Source organism: Bariatricus sp. HCP28S3_F11, assembly GCF_052065395.1.
In the GTDB taxonomy this organism is placed as follows: domain Bacteria; phylum Bacillota; class Clostridia; order Lachnospirales; family Lachnospiraceae; genus Allocoprococcus.
In genome coordinates this window covers 18,104-35,090 of sequence record NZ_JBQHUC010000018.1, presented here as the reverse complement: position 1 = coordinate 35,090, position 16,987 = coordinate 18,104, and the positions used below count along the sequence as shown (strand labels likewise).

Sequence of the window (16,987 nt, the reverse complement as noted above, 5' to 3'; positions counted from 1 at the left end):
CCCCGGAAAAATTCAGTGCTTTAATATACGAAATGCTGGAAGCTCACCAGATGACGCTCTGGCTTTTTCCAAAATGTTCCGGCACATTGTCGGAGTTTCTCCTTCCCAATATCGAAAAAGCTTTCTGAATCAAAAATAGCAAACCGTCACACTGACAGATCATATTGCCTGCCCGTGTGACGGTTCTCCTATGCAGCACTGCTGCTGCCACAACTTTTTTCTCTTCCACTCAAAGCCTGACTGTACTCACGCAGCTTCTGCCTTGCTTCAGGACTTAGTTGTCCCGGAGATGGCACCTGGATCTGCACCGTGACATACTGATCACCATGTACAGTTGGATTCTTCATAGAAACGGCACCCTTTCCTTTCAGACGGATCTTGCTTCCCGATTGTGTTCCTTCCCGTATTTTACACACAACACGCCCATCCACGGTAGGCACTGTCACTTCTCCACCAAACACCGCTGTTGTAAACGGAATATTGACTGTAGTATAAATATCTGCTCCTTTTCGTTCAAATCCTGCTTTCTGCCCGACATGCACTTTAAGAAGCAGGTCTCCCGGTTCTCCGCCACCGCTTCCAGGCATACCCTTTCCTTTCAGACGAATACTTTTGCCATCTTCCATTCCTGCAGGAACATGAATCTGAAGGGACCGTACTTTTTGACCTTGTGTTCCCTGTTCCTGCAGACTAATAATCTTATCACATCCGTGAAATGCCTCATCAAAGCTGACAGAAATATCTGCATGGTAGTCTTCACCTTTCTGCCGGAAGTCCTCCTGACGGAATCCTCCCCTTCCAAAACCTCCTTCATAAAATCTGCTTCCATTTTCCCTAAAGCTTTGGCCTCCAAAACCACTTCCTGTATTTCCTCGGAACATGTCTCCAAAAACATCTCCGAAAATATCATCCATATTGCTTCCTTCAAAATGGTATTCCCGATAATTTCCATTCGGATCACGGTATGAGCCACTATAGCTTCCATTAAATCCATTGCCATAAGGATTATAACCAGTTGTATTTCCATCCAGACCTGCATGTCCGAATCTGTCATAAACTTTCTTCTTCTCCGGATCACTTAGCACATCATACGCTTCATTGACTTCCTTGAAACATATTTCTGCTTCTTTATTTCCCTGATTGGTATCTGGATGATACTTCTTGGCCAGTTTACGATATGCTTTTTTAATCGTGGCAGCATCTGCATTTTTATTAATTCCAAGTATTTCATAATAATCTCTTTTTGTTCCCATATCCACTCACCTCTGTTCTATTTGTAATATAACACCCACTTTCAAGGAAGTCAACACAAGAATTAAAAATTCTGAATTTTTTTCATTAGAAAAGGGAACGATTCCTCTAAAAGAATTCGTTCCCGCTCTGCTCAATACAGTTCTGAAATTATAATTTACTCATTCCCCGCAATCATCTTCGCTCCGCCGTAGATTCCGGCATTATTTCCTAATGTGGCAAGCTTAAATTCGGTATCTCTTGATGCATGGAATGCATATTCTTTAAAATATTTTTCGATAGGATCCAAGAGTACACTTCCTGCCCTTGATACTCCGCCGCCAATAACAAAAGCTTCCGTATTCACTACACATGAAATACACGCCAATGCTTTGCCGAGTGTTTTGCCCACCAGATCGAGGATTTCAATCGCTATAGCATCATTCTCTTTCGCAGCATCACAGACTTCTTTTGCAGTGAAGTCATCATATTGCCGAAGAATACTTGGCTCATCATGCGCCTTAAGATATCTTTTCGCCACACGGACGATACCCGTTGCCGAACCGTACTGTTCCAGGCATCCTCTCTTTCCGCATCCGCACATTTCTGTTTCATCATCCCAAACCGGAATATGTCCCACTTCACCGGCTGCTCCGTTTGTTCCAGAAAGAATCTCTCCATTCAGGATGATTCCTCCTCCGATTCCGGTTCCGAGTGTGATCATGACAATACTGTGACAACCTTTACCGCCTCCTTGCCACATCTCACCCAGAGCTGCAACATTGGCATCGTTGCCCGCTTTCACTTTCAATCCGGTCAATTCCTGCAGACGGTCAGCCACATTGAACACACCCCATCCAAGATTCACACACTTGAAAACAGTTCCGTCTGCTCCTACCGGTCCCGGAACACCGATTCCGATTCCTTCCACATCGTCTTTACTGATTTCTCTTTCTCTTAAGGTTTCAATCACGGAGTCCGCTATATCTCCCAGAATATATTTTCCGCCTTTCTCAGTTCTGGTAGGTATCTCCCAGGTATGTAACAATTCTCCTGAAGATAAAAATAATCCCATCTTAACCGTCGTTCCTCCAAGGTCAACACCAAAAATATATTTCTTCATAGCCCCTGTCCTCCTATTGAATATTTCTTCTTCACATTATACAAAAAAACCCTGGAATTTACAATGCCTTTACAACATCACACGTTCCAAAATTTTCTTTATTTTTTCTTTCGTCGGCACCTGCCCACTGATAACCACTTTTCCGTCTATCATGATGGACGGCGCAGACATTACTCCCAGTTTTACAATTTCAATCAGATCTTCTACCTTTTCAATCTCTGCTTCCAGTGCCAGTTCTTCCACTGCTTCCTGCACCAATGCATAGACCTTATCACATTTGTCGCATCCGCTCCCTATCACTTTAATATTCATAAGCAACCTCCCGCATTCTAGTTCTTCAATTTCATCGGTAATCCTACTTTATCTTCCCAGGCAGCAAAAATCTTCTTGATCACCGCCGTACCAATCTTAGAAATAAAAACAAGCTGTGACTTTTCCTGGGGTTCATATGGTGCATAATCAATTTTCTTTCCAACAACATCTACTTTCTGCCATCCTTCCTCCTGCACTTGGAAGAATCCTTTGATTCTGTGCACATCCGGTGACATCGTTCTGAGGAATTCATCCAGACTTTCCTTCGCGACCTCACCTTCAAATTCCATATAAAGTGTCTTCGGTTTCGTTTCAACAGAATTTGTCGTCTCTTCACACTCTGCCCACTGATATTTCAGCAGATCTTGATTCAGAAAATCCAGACTCAAATTACCATTTTCACTTTGTACAATCGGACATACCGGATTGATTTCCCGAATTTTCCCACAGATTTCCATGATTTTCTGTTCATCCGACAAGTCTGTTTTTGTAAGAACCGCCAGGTTACAATGTTTCAACTGACGATCTACCGTCTCCTGATCAACAATCTGATCCATAAAATTCACACAATCAACCAGGCAGATGGTTCCCTGAAAATCATACACATCTCCGCCTGCCGTGATTCTTACCGCCTCCAGAATTTCTTCCAGATTAGACGGATCTCCAAATCCGGAACTTTCTACAAAAAGGTAATCAAACGCTTCCTTTGCCATTTCTGTCAAAGCCTGTACGAATGAAAGCTTCAGACAACTACAGAAAATCGATCCGCGCGTAAGCTCAACCATTTTGATATCATCATCTCTTAAAACGGTTCCGTCAATACTCAGCTTACCCAATTCATTCTGAATGATTCCTGTTCGTTTTCCTTCCAGTTTTTCCAATATTTTCTGCAATACCGTAGTTTTCCCGGATCCTAAAAATCCGGTCAGAATGTACAATTTTGTTTTCCCCATTTTCCTTTACACTACCTTTCTTTTTATTAGTTATACAGATTATCCTGCCAGTTTGTTCTTATACTCTCATTCTCACATTGAAGCATTTCTATACATTAGTTTATCACATACATAGAATCTTTTCAATATGATTAGAAAAAAAGAAAGCCCATGATTGACTTTCCTTTTTTTCCTGTGTAATATCTTTATAGTAACTATGATTCTTTAACTCTGCCATCTGACGGCATACCTGAAAGGAGATTTATCCATGACTAAAGCAAGCTGCTGCGATACCTGCACTTATTACATCTATGATGACGATTATGAATGTTACACCTGTGACCGGAATCTGGATGAGGACGAGATGGTGCGTTTTATGACAGACCACAGCTATCAGTGTCCTTATTATCGTTGTGGTGATGAATATCGCGTCGTACGCAAACAGATGTAACTATTCTTTTTCCGGTTTTGTCCAATTTACAATAAAAATACCTGCACATACCAGAACCAGTGCAATCCCCCCACTCATTCCAAACGCACTTCCTTCTCCCAGAATCAATGCCGAAAGAATTACTCCGAATACCGGATTGGTAAATCCGAAAATTGACACTTTAGAAACCGGATTATATTTCAGAAGAATTCCCCACAATGTGTAAGCGACTGCCGAAATCAGTGCCATATAAAGGAGGAGCATCCCGCCTTTTACGCTAACCGCCGTAAGACGGCCTCCCGCCGCAGTCGCTCCTGCCACCATAATGATTCCACCAAGCAGAAACTGATATCCGCTTAGCATAACCGGATTCTCCGTCTGAGAATATTTCTTGATCAACACTGAGGAAAACGCATAAGCGAGTGCGGAAATAAATACAAATCCATCCCCCATCAGGTTAAAGCTCATACTCACATCGTTTCCGCTCAAGTTAATAATCACCACTCCTGCAAAGCCGATCATGCATCCGATTATTTTCTTTGCATCCAGTTTCTCCATGCGGAACAACAGGCTGGATACAAGAATCGACAAAAACACATTGGACGCCTCTACGATAGACCCCTTCACACCTGTTGTGTGTGCAAGCCCCACGTAGAAGAAGAAATACTGCAGTACCGTCTGAAGCAGGGAAATCTTGATGATCTTTGCGATTGCTGTTCTTCCCGGCTTCAGGAATGTTCTCTGGAGAACGGCTCCAAACAGAATCACGAGCACCCCTGCCAGTGCAAATCTGCATCCCGCAAACAATATTTGTGCCGCCGTATCAGTCGAATCCACCTGAAACAACTTATATCCAACTTTGATACATGGAAATGCGCTTCCCCATAACAGACAACAGATCATGGCAAGCAGGCATACTACCCATGTCTTTCTCATTGTACTTTCTTTTAATTTCATCATGCTTTTCATTCCTTATCCATCAAAATTTTTGAAAGCCGGAAGTAAAACTCCCGGCTTCTCTTCGTTTTTCTATTTATTTTTTATCATACCACAGAATTCTATGACTTTCAACGCAAAGCAAAAATGTACGAAAATAAATTTTCTATCCTGCACAAGCCACAGACGACTGATCTCGGATTACAAACGGCGCGTCAATCGGACTTTCCATATCCCAGAGATGATAACTGCCGTTTGCATAATAAGCCGGACGGCATTTTCTTTCTTTTACTTGTTTCACCAGCTCTTCAACCGTCTGAATTTTTTCCGGGAAAAATGTCGCATAAAGTCCCAACTTCTCCGGTACATGACAATCACTAGAACCAATCGTTGCCAGTCCCAGCATTCTGGCGTACTCCGCAGCCTTTTTATTCGCATCATAGAGCGTACTTCCATTCAGCACTTCTACTCCGTCCAAACCATGAACCGACTTCAGATTCTCTTCCAGTCCGCGATTGTTATTTCGGAACGGATGTGCAGAAAAGCACATTCCCCCCTGCTCCTTTACCATAGTAATAAATTCCTGAGCCGGAATTCTTTCCCTGGGATACTCCTTTATTCCCATTGCCACAATATCTCCCTGAAGCGAGAAAAATTCAATACCCGTAAAAATCGGAAAACCCGTCTTTTCTGAATACTCTTCCGCAAAGTCCCGGATTCCCATATTATCATGATCTGTAATACAGATTGCATCCAGACCTCTTGCTTTCGCCAATTCCACCATAATCTCCAGCTTAAGAAAACTGTCTCCCGAATATCTCATCTCATGCATATGCATATCAATTAACATCTGGTTCCCTCCATATTTACCGCCAATAAATATTCGTTGTTTCCGCATAATTACTAAGCTAATCTTAGCACGAAACCATGCAGCCTTGCTAATTGATATTTGCAATATATTTCCTTCACATATTGATATTCTCTATAATTCAGTTTTCTACCGCATCAACTCTGTCAATCTTTCACAGAGTCCATCCCACGACACTGCTTCCAGTCCTTCTTTCTGTGGGAGCGGCATACTCTTCGCTTTCAAAATAGCATCCGCCAGATTTTTTTCAAATTCAGGAAGGTCTTCTTCCAACGGCTCATCTTCATTCACCATACAAGGAGGTTCTACAAAAACAGTGCCATTCCCCGGTATATTCCTATCCAGCCACGGCCGAATTCCAGGGAGATCCGTACACACTGTATGCAGACCACACGCCAGTGCCTCAATCACAACAAGCGGAAGTCCCTCATAGAACGAAGGCAGTACAAAAATATCGCTTCGATTCAGTTCTGCGGCAAGTTCTCTTTGTGCAAGTTTTCCCAGAAATCTTATCTGGCAGGGACATTCCTCCGCCACCTTAAGAATCGTACGGAATTCCTCCTCATCTCCATAGCCTCCCGCCAGAACCAGTTCCACGTCTCTTCCTGTTTTTTTCAACTTCTCGTCCACCCTGTCCATGGATCGGATCAGACTTTTTACTCCCTTTTTCTCAGAAATCTTCCCGGCAAAAATAATTCGTACTTTGTCTTCTTTTTTCTGTTTCTTACGTTCCTCATCAATGCAGAATATCTCACTGTTATACCCGGTTCCAACCACCTCAATCAGCTCCGGATGACAGCCGTAACACTCACAAATTTCCCAGCTCTGCTCCTGATGTAAAGCAAAAATACCATCCAGCTTTCGGATCTGTTCCCGAATATATTCTCTCTCCCATGCATTTTTCTTAATCTGCCGGATATCTGACCCATGCGCAATTCCATATACCCGGATGCCCGGACAGATTTCCCTGGCCATTGCTGTCAGGAAATACAAATGATGGCATAAAATTACATCCGGTCTGAATTTCTTCACTGCATAACGTATCTGACTGCGAAATGTTCTCATAAACTGCTCTGTCATCACATCCGTCATATCAGAATATCTGGTGCTTTTATACGGCATCTCGTCTGACATGCCCGCAATTGGGAACGGCAGATCGCCAGATTCAAAGTATACCGGAAAGCATTCTACACCGTCAGGAAAACGCATCGTATCTTTCCTTCCAATTCCGGCTATGACAGCCTGCTCATGTCCCATTTTTTCAAATCCCCTCACCAGCTCTGTCAGATAGATACCACTTCCGGTACTATCGGGCTTCTGAGCGGTAACGCTTAATATTCTCATATCATCATTCTCTCCTGCATCCGATTTATGACAGCATCATTCTATCATTTGCGAATTCGCCGCCACTTACTTCTTCGAACTTAGCCAGCAAATCTGATACATGCAATTTCTTTTTCTCTTCTCCTGAAACATCGTAGATGATCTTACCTTCATGCATCATGATCAGTCTGTTTCCATGTGCAATAGCATCTTTCATATTATGTGTGACCATCATTGCGGTCAACTGATGTTCCTGAATGATTTTATCTGAAATAGCAAGCACTTTCGCTGCCGTCTTTGGATCCAGCGCCGCTGTATGCTCATCAAGAAGAAGTAGTTTCGGCTTCTTAAGAGACGCCATCAACAAAGTAATCGCCTGTCTCTGACCACCTGAAAGAAGTCCCACTTTACTATTCAGTCTTTCTTCCAGCCCCAGGTCCAGCTCACGAAGTGCCTCTTTGTAGCTTTCTCTTTCTTTTCTGGTAATGCCCCAGCCAAGCCCTCTTCGTTCTCCGCGCCTTGCAGCAATTGCCATATTTTCCTCGATCGACATCGTTGCCGCAGTACCAGTCATCGGATCTTGGAACACTCTTCCGAGATAAATTGCACGTTTATGTTCAGAAAGCTTTGTAATATCCACGCCATCGATAATAATCTTCCCTTTATCCACACTCCAGACACCCGCGATTGCATTCAATGTTGTGGATTTTCCGGCACCATTTCCACCAATAACAGTAACAAAATCTCCGGGATTCAGATTCAGATTCACTCCATCAAGCGCCACCTTCTCATTGATCGTTCCCGGGTTAAAAGTCTTATGTATATCCTGAATTTCAAGTAAATATCCCATTACATTGTCCTCCGTTTCTGTAAGTACTTTTCCTTCATGTAAGGAATCGCAAGGAAGCATGCAACTACAACTGCAGAGAACAGTTTCATGTAATCTGACGGCATCTTCATCCAGAGTACAAAGGCGATTACAATATAATAAATAATTGCACCAACAAATACTGCGCCAAGAGTCAAAGCAAATGCGATTTTCTTTCCTGAACAGAATTTACCGAAAAGTACTTCGCTGATAATAACTGCTGCCAGACCAATTACGATTGCTCCACGTCCCATATTGACATCGGCAGCGCCCTGATACTGAGCATATATTCCACCGCTGAGTCCCACAAGTCCATTGGAGATCATAAGTGCCAGAACTTTGTTGAACCCAGTATTGATTCCCTGAGCTCGTGCCATCTGCTGGTTGCATCCGGTTGCACGGATGGACGCTCCGAGTTCTGTCCCAAAGAACCAGTAAATAACAGCAATCAGTAAAACAGCCCAAATCAGCAATTTCAGAAAGAAATAACCCCTTCCTTCTCCGGTAACATATCGAAGAGATGCCACCAGATCATACTGCATAACATTGATTGCCTGATTCGATTTACCCATGATTCCGAGATTGACCGAATACAAACTGATCTGAGTCAGAATACTGGCCAGGATTCCCGGAATTCCGAATACGGTGTGCAGTATCCCTGTAACAAATCCTGCAGCCATTCCCGCAAGAAAAGCAAAAGCAAGTGCCAGTGCCGGATCCATGCCGCCGCGGATCAACATAACAGCCACCGCTCCTCCTGTTGCAAGGGATCCATCTACCGTCAAATCCGCGAAATCAAGGATCCGGTATGTAATATACACTCCAAGTGCCATAATTCCCCAAATGACTCCCTGCGCAATATTTCCTGGAAGTGCACGCACAAGAGACATTGGATCAAGAGATGCAAAATACGTTGTTACCATGTCTTCTTCCTTTCTTTTTGCCTCCTTTCCTCAAAATCTACAGAAATTCAGCTTGTAATGATTTATTTCCATTTCCCAAGAAAGGACTGTCCCTCCAAACCCACTTGTTCAGAGAGGCAGCCCTGTCCGGAAATCAGATTCCGTTATTCTCAAAAACTATTCTTCAATTGCTTCGTATCCTTCCGGAATCTCGATGCCAAGTTCTTCGCAAATCGTAGGATTGTACATCTTGGTTACTTCCGGAGCTGTTTCAATTTCCATCGTTGATATATCAGCGCCATTTACCAGAACCTCGTAAGCCATCTCACCAGCTCTGTATCCGATATCATAATAGCTGATAGACAGAGTTGCGATACCGCACCCTGAACAGATTCCCTGTTCTCCAGCAATGATCGGCTTCTTAGCCGGCAGGCAGATGTTATTAATTACTTCTGTATTTCCAGCCATTGTATTATCTGTTGGAATGTAAAGTGCATCACATTCAGAAATTGCTGAATTGACGACAGATTGAATCTCATTCGAATCTGCTGCTGTAAATTCTTTACATTCAATTCCTTCTTCTTTCATAGCTTCCGTAAATAATTTTGCCTGATATGCAGAGTTCGGTTCCGCTGAGCAAAAAAGAATTCCAACTGTCTTTGCATCCGGTAAGAGCTCAACCAGCATCTTAGCCTGTTCATCAATCGGAGCCAGGTCGCATGTTCCGGAAATGTTCATTCCTGTAGATCCACTCCAGTCCTTAATATCAAGAGCTGTTGCATAGTCTGTTACAGATGTTCCCAGAATCGGAATACTGTCCGTTGCTGCCGCTGCACACTGAAGTGCTGTTGTTGCGTTTGCAAGAATCAGATCTACATTATCAGCAACAAAGTTATTTGCAATCGTAGCACAGTTAGCCTGCTCGCCCTGTCCATTCTGAACATCAAAGGTCACATTGTCTTTACCAAACTTTTCTTCACAGGCATCTTTGAATCCCTGTGTTGCCTGGTCCAATGCCGGATGTTCCAACTGCTGACAAATACCAATCTTATAAACCTTTGCGGAATCTCCTGATGATTCTGCTTCACTTGTCGTTGACTTGCCGTCGCATGCAACAAGTGCCAGTGTCATTACAGTTGCAAGAAACACTGCTAATGCTTTCTTCATTTTCATAATATTGCCTCCTGTCATTTGTCTTACTTTGTCAGAGTAAAACCGTCGCACTTTAACGCGCTAAATTTTTTCACGTGTCTGATTATACAACTTTTTACTGATTTAGTCAAGATATTTTGCCGGCCCCCATCTATAACTGTCAGCCCTCATGGCCAGAGAACAACTATTTTCAGATAATAAAAAGTCGCAACCCCTTGACTATTCAAAGAATCACGACTAAACTGCGGATGACAGGAATCGAACCTGCACGGTTGCCCACCAGATCCTAAGTCTGGCGCGTCTGCCAGTTCCGCCACATCCGCATAATCTTGAATCCACTCGCTTTCCTCTAAATCGAACTGGATTATTAATCCGGAAATCATTTCTTTCCGACTCATGAGCGTGCGGGGATTCGAACCCCGGACAACTTGATTAAAAGTCAAGTGCTCTACCGACTGAGCTACACGCCCTTACCTGGGCCAGTTGGATTCGAACCAACGAATGCAGGAGTCAAAGTCCTGTGCCTTACCGCTTGGCGATGACCCAATAAAATCCCATTTAATAAAAAAAATGCCAGCATCTCTGCTTGCCTTTTTTTACCCTCTATAAATGGAAGGGTGGATACAGGGATTCGAACCCTGGGCCTCCAGAGCCACAATCTGGCGCGCTAACCAACTGCGCTATACCCACCATAAAACGTGCTTGGAGGGATTCGAACCCCCGACCCACGGCTTAGAAGGCCGTTGCTCTATCCAACTGAGCTACAAACACATATGGCATTCAGCCAAGCGGGTGATGGGAATCGAACCCACGTATCCAGCTTGGAAGGCTGGTGTTCTACCATTGAACTACACCCGCATAACCTATCGGGGTGACAGGATTCGAACCTGCGACCTCCTGGTCCCAAACCAGGCGCTCTAGCCAAGCTGAGCCACACCCCGATAACACTTCGCATGATTCATCATTTGCGATCAACATCACTACCCGTGACGCAAGAATTATTATATAATATGTTTTCTCGCTTGTCAACAATAATTTTTATTATTTTTCAATATTTTTTACAGTTATTTATCCAGATATTTAATCTCGCATTTCACATCACAATCCGGTTCGATCTCCATCATAATATAACTGCCTTTTCTTCCTTCCTGCCGAGGATAAGAAAGGCTTCCCGGATTCAAGACAATCATGCCGTCAATCATTTCCAGAAACGGCTTATGCGTATGTCCAAACATGACAATATCTGCATTTCTCATTTTCCCCTCTTCGATGATCCGCTCCGGGCCCAATGATACATAATAATAATGCCCATGTGTCATAAACGCTTTTTTAGTACCGAACACAACCTCCATTTCTCTGAGATTATCAGAGAAAAAATCATTATTTCCCGCAAGCACGTATGCCGGGCATCCACAAACTGCTTCTATGTAATCTTCGCCACCTTCGGTATCGCCAAGATGAACCAGCGCATCAATCTTTCCCGCTTCTTTTAATGCCTTGTCAAACGCTGAATGTCTTCCATGTGTATCACTCACAATCAGAATTTTCATAATTTTTTCTCCATTATCTCACGCATCATGCGGAGTCCTTTTCCTCTGTGACTGAGTTCATTTTTTTTCTCGGGAGCAAGCTCCGCTGAGGTACACCCATACTCCGGCAGATAGAAAATCGGATCATATCCAAATCCATTTCCCCCTGCAATCTCATATCCAATTTTCCCCTCCATCGTTCCACGCACAACTTCATGACTTCCATCCGGGAAAACTGCCGCAATCGCACAGACAAACCGGGCCGTCCTTTCTTCGTCCGGAACCCCTTTCATCCTTGAAAGGAGAAGGCTGTTTTTAATATCATAGGAAGTATCTGTCCCAGCATAACGCGCCGAATAAATCCCCGGTTCTTTATTCAGATAATCAATCTCCAATCCGGAATCATCCGCCATAACAATCGCATTCATATTCTTAACTTTATCCAGGCCTGCGATTGCCTTCGCCTTGATCATTGCATTTTCTTCAAACGTCTTTCCGTCTTCTTCAACCTCCACATCAATTCCAACTTCCTTCATGGAAAGTATCTCCATTCCCAGATCGGACAGAATCATACGGATTTCTTTCATTTTGTTCTTATTTCCTGTTGCAAAAATAATCTTCATCTCTCTACCCTCTTTTCGGCGGTTTCGGTCCCATAAACTGATAAAAATACGTTTTCAGCATTCCATTATATATTTTCCGGTTTTTATCTGCCTTGCGTCCAAAGTATCGTTCTGCGTCCTCATAACTTGTAATCATGTACGCCGACCACGAATCCAGGAGTCGGAAGCTTTCTCCAAACTCGCGATAAAGCTCCGGAAGGTTCTTTTTCTCTTCCAGACGTTCCCCATAGGGCGGGTTCGTGATAATAAAACCATATTTTTTCGGATGTCTCAGATCCTTCACCGCTCGCTCCTGAAAATGGATCAAATGATCCACTCCTGCATCCTTCGCATTCTGTCTGGCAGCCTTCACCGCCTCTGCATCAATATCATAGCCTTGAATATCCACTGAAACATTCACATCTACCAGATCATTTGCCTCATCCAATGCATCATACCAGGCCTTTTTGGGAATCAGATTATCCCATTCTTCCGCAAGGAAAGAACGGTTCATCCCCGGAGCCATATTCGCTGCCATCATCGCCGCCTCAATCGGAAATGTTCCACTTCCGCAGAAAGGATCTACCAGAATCCGCTCTTTCTTCCATGGTGTAAGCATGATAAGAGCGGCAGCCAAGGTCTCTGTAATCGGTGCCTTCACTTTCATCTGACGATATCCTCGCTTATGCAGTGATACACCCGAAGTGTCAATTCCGATCGTGACAACATCTTTCATCAAAAAAACACGAATCGGATAAGATGCTCCGTCTTCCGGGAACCATTCCAGCCCATAGTATTCCTTCAGCCTTTCCACCATTGCTTTCTTCATAATGGACTGGATATCGGAAGGACTAAATAGCTTACTCTTAACAGACGCTGCTTTTGTCACCCAGAATTTTCCGTTTTTCGGTATATATCTCTCCCATGGCAGAGCTCTGGTCTTATCAAATAATTCTTCAAACGTCTCTGCCTTAAAAGCGCCCACCTTCAAAAGAACGCGTTCTGCCGTGCGCAAAAAAATATTCGCATCGCAGATTGCCTGCGCATCTCCCCAGAAACTTACTCTTCCATCATCAACCGACGCTATTTCATACCCCAGATCAAGCACCTCTCTTTTAAGAACCGATTCCAGTCCAAAATGACAGGGTGCAATCAACTCCATTTTTTCCATGTGTATCCTCCAGTTTTTCTTCCATTCTATATTACGTTTACTGATACTGTTTTGTCAACACTTCCCTGCAAACAAAAAAACGTCCTTTGGACGTTTTTATCTATATATGATATTAGAATCAGGGGATGCAGTGCCTGTTTAACGGCACCACATCCCCAGCCTTTACAGCAGTACTCTAGTATTTGTCACTTCCCGCATTCCGGTTCTGACCAGCATTGTTTCTGTCAGATACATTTTTGTCCGCTGCGTTTCTTCCTGACGCATTTTTGTTAGACCCATTCCTGTCTGACGCGTTTCTGTTTGATGCATTCCTGTCTGATGCATTTCTACTCTGTTCGTTTCCATACGAAGAATACGAATTTTTGTTTGTGCTGCTCTCTGATGAGCTATAATTCTTTGCCATTTGATATTCCTCCTGCCTGATTTAATAAACATTTTCCGGCTACAAGCACCACTTGCTTGTATCTGGTACAGACTATAGTATCTCCCGGCATTTCCTTTTTATGCGAACCTTAAGGATTTTTTAATTTTTGCTTGATTTTTTTACCAGTTTATATTATACTGATTTCTGTAGAGAGAACACTTTCTACAACCCCTTATTAATTATTTATACTCCCCTCAAAAGACCGGTAGCTCCCCTATCGGTCTTTTATTGTACCCTTCTATTCCTTTGATCCTTTTATCAATTTTATCAGTAGCATAATGATCAGTATCGGAATCACAACTGGTGCAATCAGGCTGACTAATCCGGTGATTATCGAAACGACAACGCAGATAATACCCACAACAACCAGCACAAGCAACAGCTTTTTCCACCATGTATCAAACCGGAACACTTTCACCTGGTTCGTACTGTAATCCTTTCCGGCCCCACCGGCTGCCCCATATCCACTGTTCGATTCATAAATATACTCTCCGCCATTCTTCGCTTCCTCGGAGTCAATGATCGTCTTCGCAATCACCCAGGGATCTCCCAATTCTTCCAGTATCTCCTGTTCGCTTCGTCCCTTTCTCATCTCTTCATTGATATATCGTCCGTAATATTCTACATTTTCCCGTACCACATGCGGTGAAACATTCTGATCGAGTGTTTCTCTTAATTTTTCCAAAAATTCTGTTCTGCTCATCCTTGTTCTCCTCTATACTCTCCAACTGGCTTTATCCCATCTGAAACAAACTGCATTTTCCAAAATCCACTCTCTGTTTCAAAAAAGACCTTAGACTTAGCGTAGCATAAAAGCTTCCACTTTCCAAGTCTAAGGTCTTAAAATTATATTATGATTTTCTATGCTTTTTCTAAAATTTCCACTTTATCCCACAGAGTTTTAAACTTCAAACAGAAGATCTCCATAAGAAGGCATCGGCCATACTTCCTTATCCACAATCATTTCCAGTTCATCCACCGGTTTACGAAGTGCTGCCATTGCCGGTACTACACTGAAATGATAAAATTCAGACTGAACTTTTCCTTCTTCTTTTTCAGCAGCTTCTTCTGTAATATCAGACAGAGCAGACAGAGCTTTCTTAGCCTCTGCAAGAAGTGCTGTCACTTCAGAAAGCATCTCTTCCTGAACAGAAGCATCTGCTCCTGCCTCTTTAACTGCGATTACAGTATCAGCGAGAGTCTTTGTATATTTCACAACTGCCGGGATAATCTGTTTTGCAGCAATGTCAATCATCGCTTTCGCTTCAATATTAATTGCCTTGGCATAATTCTCGTATTTAATCTCAGCTCTGGACTCCAGTTCCGCTTTGGTAAATACATGGAATTTACCGAACAAATCTACCGCTTTATCAGTTGTAAGCGCCGGAATTGCTTCCACCATGGACTTAATGTTCGGAAGACCGCGTTTCTCAGCCTCTGCAACCCATTCGTCCGAATATCCATTGCCATTGAAAATAATTCTCTGATGTTCCGTCAGATATTCTTTGATTAAGTTATGTACTGCAACATCAAAATCTTCTGCTTTCTCCAGAACATCACATGCCTCAGAAAAAGCTTCTGCAACGATTGTGTTCAATACAACATTCGGGCCTGCAATCGAATCACGGGAACCTACCATACGGAACTCGAATTTATTTCCCGTAAACGCAAACGGTGAAGTTCTGTTTCGGTCAGTTGCATCTTTTGTCAGATCAGGAAGTGTTGACACACCTGTCATCAATTTACTTTCTGCAAGGCTGTGTGTTGCCTCTCCTGTACTGATCAACTGTTCCACAACATCTTCAAGCTGCTCACCAAGGAATACAGAAATAATAGCCGGAGGTGCTTCATTTGCTCCCAATCTATGATCATTACCAGGATCTGCCGCAGACTCACGAAGCAGATCTGCATGGGTATCTACCGCTTTCAAAATGCAGGCAAGTACCAGAAGGAACTGGATATTCTCGTGTGGAGTTTTTCCCGGATCAAGAAGATTAATTCCGTCATCTGTTGTAATAGACCAGTTATTATGTTTACCAGAACCGTTAACACCGGCAAACGGTTTTTCATGAAGAAGACATTTCATGCCATGTTCGCATGCAACTTTTTTCAGTGTCTTCATTACAATCTGATTATGATCTACCGCAATATTTGCCTCGGCATAAATCGGTGCAAGTTCGTGCTGTGCCGGGGCAACTTCATTATGCTGTGTTTTTGCAGCCACGCCAAGTTTCCAGAGTTCCTCATTTACATCTTTCATAAAAGCAGCGATTCTCTGACGAATCGTTCCAAAATAATGATCGTCCAGTTCCTGCCCTTTCGGAGGCATTGCTCCAAACAATGTACGTCCTGTATAGATAAGATCTTTTCTCTGCATGAATTTCTTCGCATCTACCAGAAAATATTCCTGTTCAGGACCAACAGATGGTGTCACTTTCTTGGATGTTGTATTTCCAAATAAGCGAAGAAGCCTGATCGATTCTTTATTAATCGCTTCCATCGAACGAAGAAGTGGTGTCTTCTCATCAAGCGCCTCACCGGTGTAAGAGCAGAATGCTGTAGGAATACAGAGGATTGCCCCACCTGCATCTTTTCTCACAAATGCCGGTGAAGTGCAGTCCCACGCTGTATAGCCCCTCGCTTCGAAGGTGGCACGCAGTCCGCCTGACGGGAATGAAGAGGCATCCGGTTCACCTTTGATCAGTTCTTTTCCGGAAAAACTCATTAATACTTTACCACTCGGCAGCGGTGCTGAAATGAAAGAATCATGCTTTTCAGCAGTCACACCGGTGAGCGGCTGGAACCAATGTGTATAATGAGTAGCACCTTTTTCAATTGCCCATTCTTTCATCTCATGCGCAATTACATCTGCAGTTGCAAGATCCAGCTCTTTCCCCTCTTCAATTGTCTCTTTCAGTTTCTTATAAACTTTCTTTGGCAGTCTCTGCTGCATAACAGTATCATTGAATACATCTTCGCCAAAAATATCTGCCACATTAAACAGTTCACTACTCATAACTACCTTCCTTTCCTGATACAAAAAGTGAGGGCATCCCGCCTTATGCGGAACGCCCTCGTTCATGTTCTAAATATATTTGCTTTTTAGATACGTTTACGATACACTCTTTTTTCAAAAAATGCAAGACAATTTTTCCTTTTTGTGGATTTTTTCACAAATCATCATA

General features: G+C 43.1%; 17 protein-coding genes and 7 tRNA genes. 1 reads left to right on the top strand and 23 read right to left on the bottom strand.

Going from position 1 to position 16,987, the window contains the following annotated elements:
• Window positions 1-188: 188 nt before the first annotated feature.
• The 4 genes from ACTNBR_RS09710 to ACTNBR_RS09695 form a co-directional block, all read right to left on the bottom strand.
• Window positions 189-1,253: a DnaJ C-terminal domain-containing protein gene (locus ACTNBR_RS09710; RefSeq protein ID WP_441017897.1), complete on the bottom strand. Its 1,065-nt coding sequence runs from the start codon at window positions 1,251-1,253 to the stop codon at window positions 189-191.
• A gap of 155 nt (window positions 1,254-1,408) precedes the next feature.
• Window positions 1,409-2,353: an ROK family glucokinase gene (locus ACTNBR_RS09705; protein ID WP_427807775.1), complete on the bottom strand. Its 945-nt coding sequence runs from the start codon at window positions 2,351-2,353 to the stop codon at window positions 1,409-1,411.
• A 69-nt stretch (window positions 2,354-2,422) separates the two neighbouring features.
• Entirely contained in the window at window positions 2,423-2,665 is a 243-nt protein-coding gene (locus ACTNBR_RS09700; RefSeq protein ID WP_427818820.1) for a thioredoxin family protein, read from the bottom strand.
• Window positions 2,666-2,682: 17 nt separating this feature from the next.
• Window positions 2,683-3,618, bottom strand: coding sequence for a CobW family GTP-binding protein (locus ACTNBR_RS09695; protein WP_427807779.1), 936 nt, complete (start codon window positions 3,616-3,618; stop codon window positions 2,683-2,685).
• A gap of 247 nt (window positions 3,619-3,865) precedes the next feature.
• On the opposite strand from ACTNBR_RS09695, the gene ACTNBR_RS09690 reads away from it, so the two are divergent.
• Entirely contained in the window at window positions 3,866-4,048 is a 183-nt protein-coding gene (locus tag ACTNBR_RS09690) for a DUF6472 family protein (protein WP_427807781.1), read from the top strand.
• Here the strand turns inward: ACTNBR_RS09690 and ACTNBR_RS09685 are convergent, their stop codons facing one another.
• The 19 genes from ACTNBR_RS09685 to ACTNBR_RS09595 form a co-directional block, all read right to left on the bottom strand.
• On the bottom strand, window positions 4,049-4,987 hold the full coding sequence (locus tag ACTNBR_RS09685) for a DMT family transporter (RefSeq protein WP_441017895.1): 939 nt from the start codon (window positions 4,985-4,987) through the stop codon (window positions 4,049-4,051).
• 142 nt (window positions 4,988-5,129) lie between these two features.
• Window positions 5,130-5,813, bottom strand: coding sequence for a PHP domain-containing protein (locus ACTNBR_RS09680; RefSeq protein ID WP_441017893.1), 684 nt, complete (start codon window positions 5,811-5,813; stop codon window positions 5,130-5,132).
• Window positions 5,814-5,960: 147 nt separating this feature from the next.
• Window positions 5,961-7,175 (bottom strand): glycosyltransferase family 4 protein, encoded by a 1,215-nt coding sequence (locus ACTNBR_RS09675; RefSeq protein WP_427807786.1) that lies wholly within the window; start codon window positions 7,173-7,175, stop codon window positions 5,961-5,963.
• A gap of 25 nt (window positions 7,176-7,200) precedes the next feature.
• Window positions 7,201-8,004 carry an ABC transporter ATP-binding protein gene (locus ACTNBR_RS09670; RefSeq protein WP_427807788.1) on the bottom strand — a complete coding sequence of 268 codons (804 nt, stop codon included), beginning with the start codon at window positions 8,002-8,004 and terminating at the stop codon, window positions 7,201-7,203.
• Window positions 8,004-8,945, bottom strand: a complete 942-nt coding sequence (locus ACTNBR_RS09665; protein WP_441017891.1) for an ABC transporter permease — start codon at window positions 8,943-8,945, stop codon at window positions 8,004-8,006. The genes ACTNBR_RS09670 and ACTNBR_RS09665 overlap by 1 nt, the downstream gene beginning before the upstream one ends.
• Before the next feature lie 156 nt (window positions 8,946-9,101).
• On the bottom strand, window positions 9,102-10,097 hold the full coding sequence (locus ACTNBR_RS09660; protein WP_427807791.1) for an ABC transporter substrate binding protein: 996 nt from the start codon (window positions 10,095-10,097) through the stop codon (window positions 9,102-9,104).
• Window positions 10,098-10,319: 222 nt separating this feature from the next.
• A tRNA-Leu gene (locus ACTNBR_RS09655) sits at window positions 10,320-10,399 on the bottom strand.
• Window positions 10,400-10,473: 74 nt separating this feature from the next.
• Window positions 10,474-10,546 (bottom strand) — tRNA-Lys (locus ACTNBR_RS09650).
• Between the two features lie 4 nt (window positions 10,547-10,550).
• Window positions 10,551-10,622: transfer RNA gene (locus tag ACTNBR_RS09645), tRNA-Gln, on the bottom strand.
• Between the two features lie 70 nt (window positions 10,623-10,692).
• Window positions 10,693-10,766, bottom strand: a tRNA-His gene (locus ACTNBR_RS09640).
• A gap of 7 nt (window positions 10,767-10,773) precedes the next feature.
• Window positions 10,774-10,847 (bottom strand) — tRNA-Arg (locus ACTNBR_RS09635).
• 16 nt (window positions 10,848-10,863) lie between these two features.
• Window positions 10,864-10,934: transfer RNA gene (locus ACTNBR_RS09630), tRNA-Gly, on the bottom strand.
• An 8-nt stretch (window positions 10,935-10,942) separates the two neighbouring features.
• A tRNA-Pro gene (locus ACTNBR_RS09625) sits at window positions 10,943-11,017 on the bottom strand.
• A 123-nt stretch (window positions 11,018-11,140) separates the two neighbouring features.
• The gene (locus tag ACTNBR_RS09620) at window positions 11,141-11,626 is read right to left on the bottom strand and encodes a metallophosphoesterase family protein (RefSeq protein WP_427807793.1); all 486 of its coding nucleotides are present in this window, start codon (window positions 11,624-11,626) and stop codon (window positions 11,141-11,143) included.
• The gene (locus ACTNBR_RS09615) at window positions 11,623-12,228 is read right to left on the bottom strand and encodes an XTP/dITP diphosphatase (RefSeq protein WP_427807795.1); all 606 of its coding nucleotides are present in this window, start codon (window positions 12,226-12,228) and stop codon (window positions 11,623-11,625) included. Before ACTNBR_RS09615 ends, ACTNBR_RS09620 begins: the two co-directional genes overlap by 4 nt.
• Window positions 12,229-12,232: 4 nt before the next feature.
• A complete protein-coding gene (locus ACTNBR_RS09610; protein ID WP_427807797.1) occupies window positions 12,233-13,378 on the bottom strand; it encodes a THUMP domain-containing class I SAM-dependent RNA methyltransferase in 1,146 nt (381 codons plus the stop codon).
• A gap of 175 nt (window positions 13,379-13,553) precedes the next feature.
• Complete coding sequence (locus ACTNBR_RS09605; protein ID WP_427818816.1) at window positions 13,554-13,781, bottom strand: hypothetical protein; 228 nt, start codon at window positions 13,779-13,781, stop codon at window positions 13,554-13,556.
• 259 nt (window positions 13,782-14,040) lie between these two features.
• Complete coding sequence (locus ACTNBR_RS09600) at window positions 14,041-14,505, bottom strand: DUF1700 domain-containing protein (protein ID WP_441017889.1); 465 nt, start codon at window positions 14,503-14,505, stop codon at window positions 14,041-14,043.
• A gap of 198 nt (window positions 14,506-14,703) precedes the next feature.
• Window positions 14,704-16,818 (bottom strand): glutamine synthetase III, encoded by a 2,115-nt coding sequence (locus tag ACTNBR_RS09595; protein WP_427818814.1) that lies wholly within the window; start codon window positions 16,816-16,818, stop codon window positions 14,704-14,706.
• Between the last annotated feature and the right edge of the window lie 169 nt (window positions 16,819-16,987).